The 15,872-nt window shown below is 68.4% G+C and carries 13 protein-coding genes; 10 read left to right on the forward strand and 3 right to left on the reverse strand.

From position 1 onward, the window contains the following. Nucleotides 1-84: 84 nt before the first annotated feature. Nucleotides 85-3,771 carry an indolepyruvate ferredoxin oxidoreductase family protein gene (locus tag AC5P5S_RS10545; RefSeq protein ID WP_231336679.1) on the reverse strand — a complete coding sequence of 1,229 codons (3,687 nt, stop codon included), beginning with the start codon at nucleotides 3,769-3,771 and terminating at the stop codon, nucleotides 85-87. A gap of 171 nt (nucleotides 3,772-3,942) precedes the next feature. On the opposite strand from AC5P5S_RS10545, the gene AC5P5S_RS10550 reads away from it, so the two are divergent. Beyond that, nucleotides 3,943-4,578 (forward strand): tetratricopeptide repeat protein, encoded by a 636-nt coding sequence (locus AC5P5S_RS10550; protein WP_088428706.1) that lies wholly within the window; start codon nucleotides 3,943-3,945, stop codon nucleotides 4,576-4,578. A 122-nt stretch (nucleotides 4,579-4,700) separates the two neighbouring features. Here the strand turns inward: AC5P5S_RS10550 and AC5P5S_RS10555 are convergent, their stop codons facing one another. Further along, nucleotides 4,701-6,185, reverse strand: a complete 1,485-nt coding sequence (locus AC5P5S_RS10555; RefSeq protein WP_005407537.1) for an AAA family ATPase — start codon at nucleotides 6,183-6,185, stop codon at nucleotides 4,701-4,703. 123 nt (nucleotides 6,186-6,308) lie between these two features. On the opposite strand from AC5P5S_RS10555, the gene AC5P5S_RS10560 reads away from it, so the two are divergent. The 9 genes from AC5P5S_RS10560 to AC5P5S_RS10600 all read left to right on the forward strand — a co-directional run bounded on the left by AC5P5S_RS10560 (nucleotide 6,309) and on the right by AC5P5S_RS10600 (nucleotide 15,278). Next, nucleotides 6,309-6,938, forward strand: coding sequence for a nucleotide-binding protein (locus AC5P5S_RS10560; RefSeq protein WP_005407538.1), 630 nt, complete (start codon nucleotides 6,309-6,311; stop codon nucleotides 6,936-6,938). Between the two features lie 49 nt (nucleotides 6,939-6,987). Continuing rightward, nucleotides 6,988-7,464, forward strand: a complete 477-nt coding sequence (locus tag AC5P5S_RS10565) for a SixA phosphatase family protein (RefSeq protein ID WP_005407539.1) — start codon at nucleotides 6,988-6,990, stop codon at nucleotides 7,462-7,464. A gap of 4 nt (nucleotides 7,465-7,468) precedes the next feature. Continuing rightward, nucleotides 7,469-8,086: a YceI family protein gene (locus AC5P5S_RS10570; RefSeq protein WP_005407540.1), complete on the forward strand. Its 618-nt coding sequence runs from the start codon at nucleotides 7,469-7,471 to the stop codon at nucleotides 8,084-8,086. Beyond that, a complete protein-coding gene (locus AC5P5S_RS10575) occupies nucleotides 8,083-10,131 on the forward strand; it encodes a phospholipase D family protein (RefSeq protein WP_012478720.1) in 2,049 nt (682 codons plus the stop codon). The genes AC5P5S_RS10570 and AC5P5S_RS10575 overlap by 4 nt, the downstream gene beginning before the upstream one ends. Nucleotides 10,132-10,141: 10 nt before the next feature. Continuing rightward, nucleotides 10,142-10,576 (forward strand): hotdog fold thioesterase, encoded by a 435-nt coding sequence (locus AC5P5S_RS10580; protein WP_005407542.1) that lies wholly within the window; start codon nucleotides 10,142-10,144, stop codon nucleotides 10,574-10,576. Nucleotides 10,577-10,696: 120 nt separating this feature from the next. Continuing rightward, nucleotides 10,697-11,488, forward strand: a complete 792-nt coding sequence (locus AC5P5S_RS10585; protein ID WP_043034913.1) for a lysophospholipid acyltransferase family protein — start codon at nucleotides 10,697-10,699, stop codon at nucleotides 11,486-11,488. Nucleotides 11,489-11,540: 52 nt separating this feature from the next. Beyond that, a complete protein-coding gene (locus tag AC5P5S_RS10590) occupies nucleotides 11,541-12,530 on the forward strand; it encodes a YheT family hydrolase (protein ID WP_032965474.1) in 990 nt (329 codons plus the stop codon). A gap of 56 nt (nucleotides 12,531-12,586) precedes the next feature. Continuing rightward, on the forward strand, nucleotides 12,587-14,656 hold the full coding sequence (locus tag AC5P5S_RS10595) for a tetratricopeptide repeat protein (protein WP_012478722.1): 2,070 nt from the start codon (nucleotides 12,587-12,589) through the stop codon (nucleotides 14,654-14,656). 10 nt (nucleotides 14,657-14,666) lie between these two features. After that, complete coding sequence (locus AC5P5S_RS10600) at nucleotides 14,667-15,278, forward strand: YbhB/YbcL family Raf kinase inhibitor-like protein (protein WP_005407546.1); 612 nt, start codon at nucleotides 14,667-14,669, stop codon at nucleotides 15,276-15,278. 85 nt (nucleotides 15,279-15,363) lie between these two features. Here the strand turns inward: AC5P5S_RS10600 and AC5P5S_RS10605 are convergent, their stop codons facing one another. Further along, entirely contained in the window at nucleotides 15,364-15,840 is a 477-nt protein-coding gene (locus tag AC5P5S_RS10605) for an META domain-containing protein (protein WP_062606414.1), read from the reverse strand. Nucleotides 15,841-15,872: the final 32 nt, after the last annotated feature.

Raw genomic sequence — 15,872 nt, forward strand, 5'->3', positions numbered from 1 at the left:
TCGCTTTCTCGCTGAGGAGGCAACCTATCGATTGCTATATCGCTATGCAACCTATAGGTTGCCTTTCCATGACGCAGCGCCGCGTCAAGCCACCTGCACGATGTGCAGTGCCTTCGGGTTCCGCCACTGCGCCAGCAGCGTGGCTTCCCGCGCCTTGGCCTGCGCGAAGTGGGCTTCCTTGACGTGGCCGAAGCCGCGGATGTGCTCGGGGATGCTGGCAATCTCCACCGCCAGCGCCAGGCGGTCGTCATCCAGGCCATCCAGCAGCAGCTGCACGGTGGCTTCGTAATCGGCGATCAGCTGGCGCTCCATGCGCCGCTCTTCAGTACGGCCGAATACATCCAGGCGGCCGCCACGCAGGAACTTCAGCTTGGCCAGCAGGCCGAAGGCCTTGAACATCCACGGGCCGTATTCCTTCTTCAGCAGGCGGCCCTGCTCATCCTTCTTTGCGAACAGCGGCGGCGCCAGGTGGAAGCGCAGCTGGTAGTCACCCTCGAACTGCTGCTGCAGGCGGCGCTGGAAGTCACCGCTGGTGTACAGGCGGGCTACTTCGTACTCGTCCTTGTAGGCCATCAGCTTGAACAGGTAGCGGGCGACGGTCTCGGTCAGCGCAGTGGAACCGCCGATGCGCTCGGCTTCGGCGGCGCGCACGCGCTCGACCAAGCTGCGGTAGCGGTTGGCATAGGCAGCGTCCTGGTAATCGACCAGGAAGGCGACGCGACGCTCGATCATTTCGTCCAGCGAACGCGACAGGCGTGCGTCGTCCAGCGGCAGGAATGCCACGTCGCCACCGTGCGAGGGCAGGCCACGCAGCTCGCGTTCGTCGCCGGTGTTGCGCGGTGCCGCGGTCGCACCCCATTCATTGCCTTCCCACTCGCCCGGCGGCAGCGGGTGCAGCGGGCCGGGGGTGGACTCGGTATCGGTGTGGCGGTTGCGCACCAGGCCGGCGGCCTGCTGCACGGCCTGCGGGTCGACCACCGCCAGGCGGCCCCAGGCGAAGGCCTGCTGGTTCATCGCCACGGCGGCGCCATTGAGTTCGATGGCGCGCATCAGCGACTCGAACGACAGCGGCACCAGGCCCTGCTGCCAGGCGTAGCCGAGGATGAACAGGTTGGCGGCGATGGCATCGCCCAGCAGCGCGGTGGCCAGCTGGGTGGCATCGAGCAGCAGCGGCTCCTGGCCGCCCAGGGCTACGCGCACACCGGCGATGATGTCGGCGGCGGGGAACTGCATGTCCGGACGGGTGGTGAACGTGCCCGGCATCGCTTCGTAGGTGTTCAGCACCACCTGCGAACGGCCGGCGCGCACCTTCGAAAGCGCCCAGTAGTCGTTGACCACCACCATGTCGCAGCCCAGCACCAGGTCGGCTTCACCGGCGGCGATGCGCACGGCGTGGATGTCATCCGGGCGGCGTGCGATGCGGATATGCGTGGTCACCGCACCACCCTTCTGCGCCAGGCCGGTCTGGTCGAGCACGGTCGCGCCCTTGCCTTCCAGGTGGCCGGCCATGCCCAGCAGTGCACCGATGGTCACCACGCCGGTACCGCCGACGCCGGTGATCAGGATGTTCCAGGGTTGTTCCAGCGTGCCGCGGATGGCTGGTGCCGGCAGATTGTCCAGCAGCGTGGAGGCATCGCGCTTGCTGCCCTTGCGCGGCTGGCCACCGTGTACGGTGACGAAGCTCGGGCAGAAGCCGTTCACGCACGAATAGTCCTTGTTGCAGTTGGACTGGTCGATCTCGCGCTTGCGCCCGAACTCGGTTTCCTTCGGCAGCACCGACACGCAGAAACTCTTCTTGCCGCAGTCGCCGCAACCTTCGCAGACCAGCGAATTGATCAGCACCCGCTTCTGCGGATCTTCCAGCTTGCCGCGCTTGCGGCGGCGACGCTTCTCGGTGGCGCAGGTCTGTTCGTAGATCAGGATCGAGACACCCTTCACTTCGCGCAGGCGCTTCTGCACCTCCTCCAGTTCGCTGCGGTCGTGGAACTCCACGTCGCTGGGGAAGTGCTCGCGCTGGCCGGTCCACTTGCCGATGTTGTCCGACAGCACCACGATGGTGTGGATGCCTTCGGCGCGCATCTGCCGTGCGATGTCGGGCACGCTCAGCGGGCCGTCCACCGGCTGGCCGCCGGTCATCGCCACCGCGTCGTTGTAGAGGATCTTGTAGGTGATGTTGACGCCGGCCGCGACCGCCTGGCGGATCGCCAGCGAGCCGCTGTGGAAATAGGTGCCGTCGCCCAGGTTCTGGAACACGTGCGGGGTATCGGTGAACGGCGCCTGCCCGGCCCAGGTCACGCCTTCGCCGCCCATGTGGGTGAAGGTGTCGGTGCTGCGGTCCATCCAGGTCACCATGTAATGGCAACCGATGCCGGCCAGTGCCCGCGAGCCTTCCGGCACCTGGGTGGAGGTGTTGTGCGGGCAGCCCGAGCAGTAGTGCGGCACGCGCGGGAAGCTGGCGCGCGGCAACGCAAGCTCGGCTTCCTTCTGCTGCATCCACTGCAGGCGTTGTTCAATGGATTCGTTGTTGAAGAACTTCTGGATGCGGCGGCCGATCACGCCGGCGATGGTGGCCGGGGTCAGTTCGCCGGTGGACGGCAGGATCCATTCGCCACTCTCGTCGTACTTGCCGACGATGGACGGGCGCTGGCCCCAGCTGGCCGGCCAGTTGAAGAACTGTTCCTTCATCTGGCGCTCGATGAAGGCACGCTTCTCCTCCACCACGATGATGTCTTCCAGCCCCTGCGCGAAGCGCGCGATGCCCTGCGGTTCCAGCGGCCAGGTCATGCCGACCTTGTACACGCGGATGCCGATGTCGGCGCACGCGGCTTCGTCCAGGCCCAGGTACTCCAGCGCCTGCAGCACGTCCAGGTAGCTCTTGCCGGTGGTGACGATGCCCAGCCGCGCGCGCGGCGCATCCATCACCACCTTGTCGATGCCGTTGGCGCGGGCAAAGGCCTGCGCGGCCTTCACCGCATAGCGGTGCAGGCGCATTTCCTGGTCCAGCGGCGGGTCCGGCCAGCGGATGTTGAGGCCACCCGACGGCATCTCGAAGTCTTCCGGCAGCACGATGCGGCGCGCCATCGGATCGACCTGCACCGACGCCGACGATTCCACCGTCTCGGCGATCGTCTTGAAGCCGACCCAGCGGCCGGTATAGCGGCTCATCGCCCAGCCCAGCAGGCCCATGTCGAGGATGTCCTGCACGCCGGCCGGGTTCAGCACCGGCATCATCGCGCTGACGAACTCGTCCTCGCTGCCATGCGGCAGGGTCGAACTGCGGCAGGCATGGTCATCGGCGGCCAGTGCCAGCACGCCACCATGGCGCGAGGTGCCGGCCGCATTGGCATGCTTGAACACGTCACCGCAGCGGTCCACGCCCGGTCCCTTGCCGTACCACATGCCGAACACGCCCTGCACGTTGGCGCCGGGGAACAGGTTGGTCTGCTGGGTGCCCCATACCATGGTGGCGCCCAGGTCCTCGTTCAGGCCGGGGGTGAACTTCACCTTGGCCGCTTCCAGATGCTTGCGCGCGCGCCACAGTTCCAGGTCGAAGCCACCCAGCGGGCTGCCACGGTAGCCACTGACGAAGCCGGCGCTGTCGATGCCTTCGGCGGCATCGCGCAGGCGCTGCATCAGCGGCAGCCGCACCAGCGCCTGCACGCCACTCAGGTAGATCCGCCCCTCGTTGCGGGTGTACTTGTGGTCGAGCGTGTAATCACGGTCGAGCAGGTCGGCGGAGGAGGGCGAAGTGAGTTGCGCGGTACTGGTCATGGCTGGCCCGGTAGGATCGGCTGGCACCGGCCGCGTGCGGGCACGCGGCGGGAAAGGCGCGAATTGTAGCAGCGGGGCCGTGGTGGGCCCGGCACTCGCGCCCGCGCCGCTGGTGGGGTTAGGATCGGGGCGAGAGAGGGAGGCTGCGGTTGTGCAGCCTGGGGAGAAGGGATGTCAGTTCCAGGAAAGATCCTGGCCAGCGTGCTGCTGGCCTCGGGAGCGGCCACGGCGTGGGCCGCGCCGGCCATGCCGGCACCACAGGAGTTCTACTTCGACAGCGACCTGGCGGCGGCACCGATGGTGGCGATGCAGGGCGAAGGCGATGAGCTGGTCACCCAGCTGGTGAGGCTGCGCGAGCGCGGCCGACGCGCGGTGGAAGCCACCGTGCAGCTGGCTTCGGTGGCCAGCACCCAGGGCCGTGCCGAGCTGGCCGACCAGCTGTATGGCGAGGCCCTGAAGGAGGCGCCGGCACAGAGCAGTGCGGGCCGCAGCGTGCGTTGGAACTATGGCTGGGACCTGCTGCGCCAGGGCAAGCCGGAGGCGGCGCTGGAGCAATGGTTGTCGTCGGCCAGCAATGCGCGCAGCAAGCCCAGCTGGGTGCCACCCACGTACGCGCTGGCCCTATGGCGGATGGGGCAGAAGCAGGAGGCCGTGCAGTGGTATGCCGCGGCGGTGCGCACCGAGCCGTCGCAATGGAGCACCAGTGCCAACTACGCGCAGCTGCTGCCGCAGTGGCGCGAGGATGAGCGCGCGTCGTTGGCCGAAGTGCAGCAGGCCTGGGCGGCGGCCCCGCCTGCGTGGCCCTGAGGGAGGGGTTCGGCCGGGTTCACGGCGTCCCCCGCGAATCCACCCCGCCCGGCCAAGCGCGGCTTTTGATGTTCACAGCCAACCAGCCGCCACGAGGGGCTGCGCCGTTCGCTGGAAACCCCTCAATCGTCCGCGGAAACCGTCCGTCCCGACGCCCATGCCCGCAGTGCCTCGACCTGCTCGGCCATCAGTACCGACAGCGGCCGCGTCGCACGGATCTCGTTCATCAGCAGCTCGGTATCCAGTGGCCGCCCTTCGGCGTGCGCCGCATACAGCCCGGCCACGATCGCCTGCTCGATCTCCGCGCCGGAGAACCCGTTGGCGGCAGCCGCCAGCGCGGGTAGTGCGAAGTCGTCGGCATTGAGCTGGCGCCGACCCAGGTGCAGCCGCAGCAGTTCCACGCGCACCTCCGGCGAAGGCAGGTCAACGAAGAAGATCTCGTCGAAGCGGCCCTTGCGCAGCAGCTCGGCAGGCAGCTCGTGCACCTGGTTGGCAGTGGCCACGATGAACACCGGTGCCTTGCGCTCGGCCATCCAGGTCAGCAGATGGCCCAGCACGCGGCGTGACACGCCACCGTCCTCGCCACCGCTGGCCAGGCCCTTCTCGATTTCATCCATCCACAGCACGCAGGGCGCCAGCTGCTCGGCCGAGGCCAAGGCCTGGCGCAGGTTGGCCTCGGTCTCGCCGTGGTACTTGTTGTACAGCGCGCCCACGTCCAGGCGCAGCAGCGGTACGCCGAAACCGGCGGCGGTGGCCTTGGCCAGCATCGACTTGCCGCAACCCTGCACGCCCAGCAGCAGCATGCCGCGCGGTGGGTCCAGACCTGCCGGTGCCGAGCCAGCGATGAACGCCACACGCCGCTGGTTGATCCAGCGCTTGAGCCGGTTGGCACCGGCCACGTCGCCGAACCGCGCGCTGTCATGCTCGAAGAACAGGTGGCCGCTGCGGTTGAGCAGCTCGAACTTCAGCCGTGCCAGCTGCGGCAGGTCGTCGTCGCGCAGCGCGCCGTCGGCGTAGATCAGCTGCCGGGCGATGCGCCGGGCATCGACCAGGCTCAGGCCCTGCAGGTTCTTCAGGATCTTCTTCACCGCCTCGCTGTCGACTTCGACGCGGCGGCCGCCGTGTTCGCGGGCGTAGGCGTCGGCCTCCTCGCGCAGCATCTTCAGCAGGGCGTTGGCATCGGGCAGGCGCGGGTTGAAGCGCACCGCCAGTGCTTCCAGCTCGGCCGGCAGTTCTACTTTGGCGCCGATCAGCACCAGCACATGCGGTTCGCTGTGGCGGCGCTGGATCAGGTCGCGCAGGGCGCGCTGGTGGCTGGCATAGCCCAGGTAGGGGTGGAAATCGAGCAGCAGGTAGACCCCGCGCTGGTCCGCCTGGCGGATCATCTGCAGGGCCGCGCTGGCATCGGGTGGCCCGACCGGAGGGTCTTCGCTGTCCAGGTCGATGCGGCGCAGGCCCTCGGTGATCGACCACCGGTGCAGCGCCCGCCAGACGTGCATCAGCGTCTGCCGGAACAGGTCGACGATGCGACCCTCGTCCTGGGTCTCGATCACGATCAGGGGGGTGTTGGCGCGGATCAGTGCGCTCAGGTCCTGCAGCTCGCTCATGCCGGTTCGATCCTTCGGGGGCGCCACGATAGCAAAGGCGATGGCCGCAGGTTCAGCGCGGTGCTACCTCCCGTCACCACCGCCGGTGTACGCTCGGGGCACGTACCCGGAAGCGAGGCTGGCATGAAGACGATCCTGGTGGCCGGTTCCAAGGGCGGGGTGGGCAAGACCACCGTCGCCACCCACCTGGCCGCGTACGCGGCATTGCAGGGCAGGGCCACGGTGATCGCCGACGCCGACCCTCAGGGCTCCAGCACCCGCTGGGCGCAACGGCGGGCCGGGCTGGAAAGCGCGGTGCTCCCCATTGATGTGTATCGGAAGAAGCAGTGGGCGCAGAAGCTGCCCGATGGCACCGAAACCGTCATCATCGATGCACCGGCGGGTGCGTTGGCCGACGATATCCCCCATTTCCTTGACGCTGCCGACGCGGTGGTGGTGCCGGTGCTGCCCTCGGCGCTCGACATCGAAGCCATCGTCGGCTTCCTCAACAGCCTGGCCCAGAACCCGCGGGTGCACAGCCGCAAGCTGCCGGTGGGGCTGGTCCTCAACCGCACCAAGCCCTGGACCCAGACCTCGCAGCAGGCGTTGCAGATGCTGGCCGAATGGCCGTACCCGGTGGTCGCGCAGCTGCGTGACAGCCAGAGCTACGTGGTCATGACCGGCCTCGGCCGCAGCCTGTTCGACTACCGCTCGGCCCAGGTGCGGGAGCATCAGGCCGACTGGGAGCCGCTGCTGTCCTGGCTCAAGCTTTGATGCCTGCGTCACTCTTCCTGCTGCATCCTCTTCTTCATGGAAACCCGCGATGCGTGAACTGATCCTGCTGCGCCATGCCCATGCCGAACCGGCTACCCCCGGCCAGGCCGACCTCGACCGGCCGTTGTCGCCGGTGGGGCTCGCCGAAGCCGAAGCCGCCGGCAAGTGGCTGAAGGAGAACAACCTGCTGCCGGACTGCGTGCTGTGCTCACCGGCGCGGCGTACCCGCGAAACCCTGGAAGCCGTGCTCGGCACCATCGGTTACGTGGAAAAGCGCCTGGAAGACCGCATCTACGAAGCCACCCCCGGCACCCTGGCGGCATTGGTGGACGACCGCCGTGATCTCGACCGGGTGCTGATCGTCGGCCACAACCCGGGCCTGGAGCGGCTGGTGGCGTTGATGACCGAGGGCACCAGCAGCGACTACCGCGGCATGCCGCCGGCCGGCATCGCCGTGCTCGGCTTCCCGCGCGAGGCCTCGATCGAGCCAGGCGTGGCCAGCCTGAACGCATTCTGGTGGCCGTGATCCGATGAGCCTGGCGCGGCGCAGCCGCTATCTGCTGCCCGCGCTGCTGGCACTCGGCCCGGCCTGGGCGGCCGTGCCCACGCCGACCACCCTGCCACCGGTGGTCGCCGAAGCGCACCGGGTAATGCGCCTGGATACCCAGCGTTCGCAGATCGGCTTCGAGGTGCGCACCCGTTTCGGGCAGCGAATCGAAGGCCTGTTCCCGCACTTCGAAGGGCGCATCGAGATCCTCTCCGACGGCCGCCACCAGGTGCACCTGAAGATGTTCACGCGCTCGGTCGAGATCCCCGGCAAGGCGCGCTATACCGGGTGGATGCGCGGCGAGGAGTTCTTCGATGCCGGCCGCCATCCGGTGGTCGAGTTCGACTCGCTGCCGTACTGGCCGGAAACCGTGGAGAGCGGTGGCGACATCAACGGCCGGCTGACCCTGCGCGGGATCAGCCACCCCGAGACACTGAAGGTCGAGAAGGCGGAGTGCGCCCGACCCGGCTATGATTGCGACGTCGTCAGCCGCGGTACCGTGCAGCGAGGCCGGTATGGCATGGACAGCTGGCAGCTTGCCTTGAGTGACCGAGTGACTTTCGTATTGCGTGCGCGCCTGAGCGAGGCGCCGAAACCGTGAACTTCCTGCTGCGTGTACTGGCGCTGGCAACCGTGTTGCTGGGCAGCGGTTGTGCATCGCTGTCGAATGCCGAGCGCGACCGCGCCGAGGCGATCGCCGTGCAGGCACGTTCGACCGTGGTCGACTGCCAGCGTGCAGACCGCTGTGCACAGGATTCGCCGCTGCGGGCGCTGGCCGGCCGGGCGTTCACCGAATCCACCCCGGAACGACCGCGCCACTACGCCACCCTGCTCGATGAGGGCGAGGGCGCCCTGGTCGCACGCCTGAACCTGCTGCGCAGCGCCACCCGCAGCATCGACCTGCAGACCTACATCTTCGACAAGGACGACAGCGCCCGTCTGGTCATCGACGAACTGCTGGCCGCATCGCGGCGCGGGGTGAAGGTGCGGCTGCTGATCGACCAGCTCTCGGCGATCTCCGACCTGCAGATCCTCGGCGCCCTGTCCGGCGCCCACCAGAACTTCCAGCTGCGGGTCTACAACCCGACCTTCGGCAAGGCCCGGCTGAACTACTTCGACTATGCCGGCAGCGTGCTGTGCTGCTTCCGCCGGTTCAACCAGCGCATGCACAACAAGCTGCTGGTGATCGACGATGCGATCGGCGTGGTCGGTGGCCGCAACTACCAGGACGACTATTACGACTGGGACCGCGAGTACAACTTCCGCGACCGCGATGTACTGATCGCCGGCCCGGAAGCACGTGCGATGGCGGCCAACTTCGACGCGTTCTGGCGCGCACACCGCAGCGTGCCGGCCGAGCGCCTCAACGACGTGGGCCGTACGTTGCTGCGCGAGGGCGTGCCAACGCTGCCGCCGGCCAGCTTCCGCCGCCCGGAACGGGTACAGCGGGTCAGTGCCGAAGCCAACGACACCGAGTTCGTCACCCGTTCCTTCGTCGATACCGCGCTACCGGTGGCTTCGGTGCGCTACGTGGCCGACCTGCCACGCAAGCATCGCCGCGAGAAGGCCGATGCACCGCTGGCCGGCCAGCATGTGACCGAGCCCCAGCTGGATGCGCTGATCGCCAGTGCGCAGAAGGAAGTGATCCTGCAGACGCCGTACCTGGTGCTGTCCAAGCCGGCGCAGAAGCTGTTCCGTGAACTGCGCAAGCGCCCGCAGCCACCGCGCGTGGTGGTGTCCAGCAACAGCCTGGCGGCGACCGACAACCCGATCGTGTATGCGTTGTCGTACAAGTACAAGCGGCGCAACATGCGCGAACTGGGCTTCAACATCTTCGAATACAAGCCGTTCCCGCTGGACGCGCCGGTTGACTACCGCAACCTGCTGCCCGACCCGATCGCTGCGCCCGGGGGGGGAGACGAGGGCGGTCGCAATCCGCTGATCGGTGGCAGTGCTGCCGGCAGCAACGCACGCGGTGGCAGCAGCAGTGGTTCGGATGCCGGCAGCAGGCAGGGCCCGTTGAATCGCCACAGCGATGGTGCCTACGACAACGCACGCGCACGCCGTCGCGCCGCCGGCAGCGAGGTGGAAACGCGCCTGCTGCGCACCGAGACGCGGCCGTCGTTCCTGGGCAGCAAGGCGGTCAACAAGCCGTTGCCGGTCACCCGCAAGGGCGCGCGCATGGGCCTGCACGCCAAGTCGCTGGTGGTCGACCGCCGCATCGGCGTGGTCGGCACCCACAACTTCGATCCGCGCAGCGAGAACTACAACACCGAAGGCGCGGTGATCATCGACGACCCGGTTTTTGCCGAGGAACTGGCGCAGAGCATCCTGCGTGACACCCACCCACAGAACTCCTGGACGGTGGCGCCACGGGCCAAGCCACCGGTGCTGTCGGGGCTGAACTACAGCGTCGGCAAGGCCTCCGAAGCGCTGCCCATCCTTGATTTCTGGCCCTGGCGCTACGCCACCGACTACGAGTTCAAGCCCGGCCCGGAGTGCCCGCAGCCGCTGCCGCGGCAGGATCCTGATTTCCATCGCTGCTACGTCGCCGTCGGCGACTTCCCCGAAGTCAACGTCGGCCCGAAGTGGCTGCTGGTGCGCATGCTGACCGCATTCGGCGCCGGTCTCGTTCCCATCCTCTGAAGGTACCCGCATGGCCCAGGTGTTCCGCGAAGCCGTTTCCATCGAGCAGCTCAACGCGCTCAGCCGCAACACGGCGATTGAATCCCTGGGCATCGTCTTCAGTGCCGCCGGCGAGGACTGGCTGCAGGCCACCATGCCGGTGGATGAGCGCACCCGCCAGCCCTACGGCATCCTGCACGGCGGTGCCTCCGTGGTGCTGGCCGAGACCCTGGGCAGCAGCGCCGGCAACCTGTGCGTGGATACCGGCAAGCAGGTCTGCGTGGGCCTGGAGATCAATGCCAACCACGTGCGTGCCGTGCGCTCGGGCACGGTCACCGGCACCGCCCGCGCGCTGCACGTCGGCCGCAGCACCCAGCTGTGGGAGATCCGCATCGAGGACGAGCAGGGCCGCCTGGTATGCATCTCGCGGCTGACCCTGGCGGTGGTGGCTGCCGGTCACGGCTGAGCCCCCCTGGGGCTCGTTGACGGCAGCGGAACCCAGCGTTCCCCGCCGATTGCCCCGGTCGATGGCGGTTATGGCCTAAATCGGCTGGCAGCGATGACGGCCCTCCGGTATCGTGCGCGGATGACTTCCCCCACTCCGGCCCCCCGTGGCGGCGTGGCGCGTGTGTGCCGTTACCTGTACCGCGTACCGCTGCTGTTGGTCCACATCATCGTGTTCCTGCCGCTCATCCTGATCGGCATGCTTCCGCCGTGGGGCGAACTGCGCGTGGGCGAGGCGACCTTCGGCGCCAAGGTGGTCAACTGGTGGCAGGGCGGGCTGATGTGGATCTTCGGCTTCCGCCTGGTGCAGGTCGGCGCGCCGCTGCCCGGTGCCGTGCTGTTCGTGGCCAACCATGTCAGCTGGGTGGATATCTGCATCCTGCACAGCCAGCGCATGATGGGCTTCGTCGCCAAGCGCGAGATCGCCAGCTGGCCGCTGGTGGGTTGGCTGGCCGCGCGTGGCCAGACCATCTTCCACCAGCGTGGCAACACCGAATCGCTCGGTGGCGTGATGCAGGTGATGGCCGACCGCCTGCGCGAGGGCAAGGCCGTGGGCGTGTTCCCGGAAGGGCGGACCCGCGGCGGTCACGAAGTGGGCCCGTTCCACGCCCGCATCTTCCAGGCCGCGGTCGAGACCGGCGTGCCGGTGCAGCCGGTGGCCCTGGTGTACGGGGCGAAGGGCGACGCGCAGACCATCGTCGCGTTCGGTCCGAACGAGAGCTTCTTTGCCAATTTCCTGCGCCTGCTCGGCGAGCCGGTGCGACGTGCGGAAGTGCACTTCCTGGCGCCGATCGGTGCACAGGACCTGGAAGGCCGTCGGCGCATCGCGGAAACCTCGCGCGCGCGCATCGTGGCGGCCATGAGCGCCGGGTGAGGCTGCGGTGGCCCTGATCCCGCCACCTGTCCTGGACGCCGGTACGCCGACGCTGCATGCGGCTGACTATCAGCCGCCGCGCTGGCTGCGCAATCCGCACCTGCAGTCGATGCTCAGCTCCAGCCGCATGCGCCTGCAGCGCGGCCTGCTGCTGCTGGCGGCCACCGGTGCGGTCAGCGAAGAGCTGATCCTCGATGGTGGTGATGGCGTGCGCCTGCAGGGCTGGCACAGCCATGTCGAAGGCCGCGAGCCCAAGGGCATCGCGCTGCTGCTGCATGGCTGGGAAGGCAGTGCCGAATCCAGCTACATGCGCATGGCCGCCGCGCGCATGATCGAGCAGGGCTTCGACGTGGTGCGGCTGAACTTCCGCGACCACGGCAACACCCATCACCTGAACCCCGGCATCTTCCACTCCAATCTCATCGATGAAGTGGTGCACGCCGCGGGCGATATCGCCCAGCGCTGGCCGCAGCTGCCGCTGGTGGCCGCCGGTTATTCGCTGGGTGGCAACTTCGTGCTGCGCCTGGCCCTGCGCGCGCCGGCGGCCGGCGTGCCGCTGCTGCGCGTCGCGTCGGTGTGCCCGGTGCTGGACCCGGCGCTGACGATGGAGAGCATCGAGAACGGCCCGGCGATGTACGACTGGTACTTCCGCCGCAAGTGGGCCGGCTCGCTGCGCCGCAAGCGCGATCTGTTCCCCGAGCTGAGCGACTGCGACGACCGCGTGCTGAAGCTGGACATCCGCGCGCTGACCGCCTGGCTGGTCGAGCGCCACACCAGCTTCGGTTCGCTGCAGGCCTATTTCGACGGCTACTCGATCGCCGGCGACCGCCTGTCGACCCTGCAGGTACCGGCCGACATCCTGATGGCGCAGGATGACCCGGTGATTCCGTACGCGACCTTCAGCAACTGGCAGCTGCCGGGCCAGGCGCGCCTGGAAACCGCCTGCTGGGGCGGCCACTGCGGGTTCATCGAAAACTGGCGCGGCGACGGCTTCTCCGAGCGCTGGGTCGCCCAGCGCCTGCAGCGGGTCCTGCAGGCCTGAACCGGCGACAGCGCGCAGCCCGCTACAATGCGGCTTTGCACTTGAACCGGACTGCCATGCAAGACCAGATCATCCAAGCGTTGCGCCAGAACCAGGCCGACCAGGCCGTGCAGCTGGCCCAGGCGTGGACCCGTGACGAACCCGGCCAGGCCAACGCCCACCGCTGGCTGGCGCTTGCGCTGCAGCAGCAGGGCAACGCCGAGGAGGCGATGGAGGCCCTGCAGCAGGCGCTGCGGCTGGCCCCGGACGACGCCCAGCTGCACCTGCAACATGCCGGCCTGCTGCTGGCACTGCGCCAGTTCGAGGGTGCCGACGAAGCACTGGTGCGCACCACCGGCCTCGATCCGAACTCGTTCTCCGCCTATCTGATGCAGGCGCACCTGGCGATCGGCCGCAATGACTTCGACGAAGCGCAGCGCATCTCCACCCTGGCCGCGCGCGTGGAGCCGGATCATCCGGAACTGCTGACCATCGACGGCATGGTTGCACTGCGCCGCGGTGACGCCGACCGTGCACTGGCGCTGCTGTCGGCTGCCAGCAAGGCACTGCCGGACGATACCCGCGTGCTGTACGCACTGGGCTTTGCCTACCTGGGCAAGGACATGCTGGCGTTTGCAGAGCAGTCGTTCCGCCGCGTGCTGGAACTCAATCCGTCGCTGTCCTCGCTGCATGGGCTGGTGGTGCAGCTGGCACTGCGCCAGGGCAACGTACCTGCCGCCGCCGAAGCCATGCAGGTGGCCCTGCAGCAGCCGGAGATGGACGTACCGTCGATGCGCCGCCTGGCGGGTGAACTGTCGCTGCGCAATGGCCAGCCGCTGCAGGCCCTGGACTACCTGCTGCCGCTGCTGGAGACGCAGCCGGAAGACCGCCAGGTGCTGCAGCTGCTGCTGATGTCATGGCAGCGCCTGGGGCGCGAGGATGAAGCGCGTGCACGCCTGGATGCGGTACTGGATACCGATGACCAGCTGCACGATGTGTGGCTGGCACGGCTGGCCATCGAGCAGGTGGGCAGCGAAAGCGCCGTGACCGCGGTCGAGCGCTGGATGGCGGCGATGCCCGCGCATCTGCCGGCCCTGGAGGCGCGCCTGCGCCTGCATGACATGGCCGGCGAACATGCTCAGGCCGAAGCGATCGCCGAACGCATCGTCAGCCTGGAACCGGGCCGCGTCAGCGGCGAGACCCGGCTGGTCGAAGGCCTGCTGCAGCGCGATCCCGCCGCCGCCGTGGCCCGCGTGCAGGCGCTGATCGAGCTGGCGCCGGAAGAGCATCGCGCCGACCTGCGGACGTGGATGGGCGAGATCCAGGACCGCGCCGGGCAGCCGCAGGACGCCCTGCGCACCTGGCTGTCGCTGCAGGCTGACCAGGCGCCGCAGCGCTTGCCACTGCCGCCACAGGCCAAGTCCCCGCCGAGCTGGCCGGACAAGGGCAGCATCGACGGCGATGCCAGCTCCGCGCCGATCTTCCTCTGGGGCCCGCCGGGTTCGGGCGTTGAGCGGGTGGCGACCGGCCTGGCTGCTGCCAGCCCGGTGCTGCGCAGCGACCGCTACACCAACACGCCGCCCGATGATGCGTTCCAGAACTACAACACATTGCAGGACTTGGCCTCAGGCGTGCTGACGCCGGAGCGGCTGGTGCAGCGCTGGCGTGAACAGCTGCCGGCACGTGGCCTGCAGAGCGACACCGTGATCGACTGGCTGCTGTGGTGGGACAACGCCCTGCTGTGGGCGCTGCGCCCGCAGCTGCCGCAGGGCCGCCTGGTGCTGGTGCTGCGCGACCCGCGCGACATGCTGCTGGACTGGGTGGCCTACGGTGCCGCCGCGCCGCTGGCGATGACGTCGCTGGCCGAAGCCAGTGAATGGCTGACCCGCGCGCTGACCCAGATCGCCACGCTGCATGAGGACGACCTGTACCCGCACGTGCTGCTGCGCATCGACCAGATCGGCAACGATCCGCAGGCGATGGCCGAACTGCTGGGCCGCCTGTTCGAGCGGCCGATGCCGCCGGCGGCACAGCTGGGAGCCCCGCGCCTGCCGGCCGGCCACTGGCGCAACTACCGCGACGTGATGAGCGCCGCCTTCGCCCAGCTCACCCCGGTTGCGGTGCGCCTGGGTTACCCGGAAGAGTGAGGAGAGTCCGATGCAGTTGACCAGCCACAGCCTGACCAACGGCGCACCGATCGATCGTGAGTTCGCCGCGGGCGACGCCAACGGTTTCGCCCCGGACCGCAACCCGCACCTGGCCTGGAGCGGGGCGCCGGCCGGCACCCGTTCGTTCCTGCTGGTATGCGTGGACCCGGACGTACCGACCGTGCCGGAGACGGTTGGCCGCAGCGACATGAGCGTGCCGCGCGACCAGCCGCGCTGCGATTTCGTGCACTGGGTGATGGCCGATATCCCGGCCACGGTGCAGGAGATCGCCGCTGGCAGCTGCAGCGACGGCTTCGTGGTGAAGGGCAAGCCCGCACCCGCCGGCCCGGCCGGCAGCCGCCAGGGCCTGAACGACTTCACCGGCTGGTTCGCGGGCAACCCGGACATGGCCGGTGATTACCTGGGCTATGACGGCCCGTATCCGCCGTTCAACGACGAGCGCATGCACCGCTATTTCTTCCGGGTATTCGCGCTGGACGTGGCGTCGCTGGACCTGCCGCAGCGCTTCACCGCCGCCGACGCGTACCGCGCCATGCACGGCCACGTGCTGGCCGAAGCCGCACTGCACGGCACCTACACGTTGAACCCGGCGCTGGGCTGAGCAGCACACAGGGTAGAGCCGGCCGCGGGCCGGCTGCTGCAGGCAACGGCGGCAACACAGGGAAGATGCCGGCCAGCGGCCGGCCCTACCTTCCATCCGCTTGCAGCGCCGCCGGTTCGAACACTGCGGTGTCGCCTCTCGCGTTGCGCAGCACCAGCGCGCCGCGGTCGTCAAGCGCAAGCGTCGGTGCCGAGCCTTCGCCGTGCATCAGCTTTCCGGCGAGCTTCTGCTGCGTGGGCAGTCTCTGATCGACGCATAGCGCTGTGGTCTGCACGCTGTTGCGCAGGATCAGCAGGTTGCCCTGCAGCCGGTACTCGTTGCTGACGTGGTTGCACAGGTTCGACTCGCTCATGAAACCGGACTGGAAGCGCAGTGTGTAGGGCGCGCGACCGCGGACGAACAACGCGTCGATGCGCTTTCCTTGCGCGTTGGTGGCACGCACCAGTTGCCACAGGTGCGCTTCAAGCTGATCGGTGCTGGGCGTGCTGGGCGTGCTGGCAGCGGCCACATTCGCGGACATGGCCAGCAGCGCAGCAATGATGAGGACGGGGACGTGCTTCATGCCGATCTCCCGATGCATCCGCGTAGTGCCGG

The organism is Stenotrophomonas sp. YJH_SMC_54 (assembly GCF_059368435.1).